The 1,405-nt window shown below is 47.6% G+C and carries 1 protein-coding gene; it reads left to right on the top strand.

The window, feature by feature from the left end:
- Positions 1 to 1,405: phosphoribosylformylglycinamidine synthase (purL, locus tag A3738_RS15970; RefSeq protein ID WP_082890066.1), on the top strand; the 1,405-nt coding region annotated here is incomplete at both ends.

The raw sequence follows: 1,405 nt of genomic DNA, 5'->3' as shown, positions 1-1,405 counted from the left end.
GTCGGAACGATTTCCCCATGGTCGAGTAAGGCAACAGATATCGCCTTAGGTTGTGGGCTTGATCAGATCAAACGAATCGAACGTGGTATTGCTTACTATGTGCGTGTTGATGGGAATCTTGATGCAAATACTGTCGGTGCATTGTCTGACGTGCTTCACGATCGCATGACACAGACTGTATTCCATGAGTTTGCGGGTGCAGAACTTCTGTTCAAACAGTCAGAGCCAGCAGCGCTAAGTACGGTCGATGTGATTGCCTATGGGCAAGATGCCTTGACTGAAGCCAACAAGCGAATTGGCTTAGCGCTCGCGGAAGATGAAATTGAATATCTGACCAAAGCATTTATCGATCTTGGGCGTAACCCTAGCGATGTAGAACTGATGATGTTTGCGCAAGCGAACTCTGAGCATTGTCGTCATAAGATATTCAACGCGTCTTGGGATATTGATGGGGAAGCTCAAGATAAATCGTTGTTTGCGATGATCAAGAATACAAATCAACTGAGCGGAGAAGGGGTTTTATCTGCGTATAAAGATAACGCATCAGTGATTGTAGGCTCGAAGGGCAAGCGATTCTTTCCTAATCCAGAAACGAAGGTCTACGAAGGAAATGAAGAAGATATTCATATCCTGATGAAAGTAGAGACTCACAACCACCCAACGGCGATTTCACCTTTTAGTGGTGCATCGACGGGTTCTGGTGGTGAAATTCGTGACGAAGGTGCGACGGGTAAAGGCTCTAAACCTAAAGCGGGTTTGACTGGTTTTACGGTTTCTAACTTGAATATTCCGGGCTTCAAACAGCCGTGGGAGCAAGATTTTGGTAAGCCCGACCGCATTTGTTCCGCATTAGATATTATGTTGGATGGGCCGATTGGTGGTGCTGCGTTCAATAATGAATTCGGTCGTCCGAACCTAACGGGATATTTCCGTACGTTTGAACAAGAAGTGGCAAGTCCACTAGGACGTGAAGTCAAAGGCTACCACAAGCCGATTATGATCGCTGGTGGTCTTGGAAATATTCGTGGCGAGCACGTTGAAAAAGGCGAGATCAAAGTAGGTGCCAAACTAATTGTACTGGGTGGCCCAGCAATGCTGATTGGCCTAGGCGGTGGCGCTGCCTCGTCAATGGACTCTGGCTCAAGTCACGCAGATTTAGACTTTGCATCTGTGCAACGTGAAAACCCTGAAATGGAACGTCGTTGCCAAGAGGTGATTGACCGCTGCTGGCAACTTGGTGATCAAAACCCGATTGCTTTCATTCACGATGTGGGCGCTGGCGGTTTATCTAATGCCTTTCCTGAATTGGTGAAAGATGGTGGTCGTGGTGGTCGCTTTGATTTGCGCAAAGTGCCAAACGATGAGCCGGGTATGGCGCCGCATGAGATTTGGTGTAATGAATCCC

The sequence above is a fragment of the Oleiphilus sp. HI0066 genome (assembly GCF_001635725.1).
Note: the sequence above shows the minus strand (reverse complement) of the source record. Positions and strands in the feature narration are given on the sequence as shown.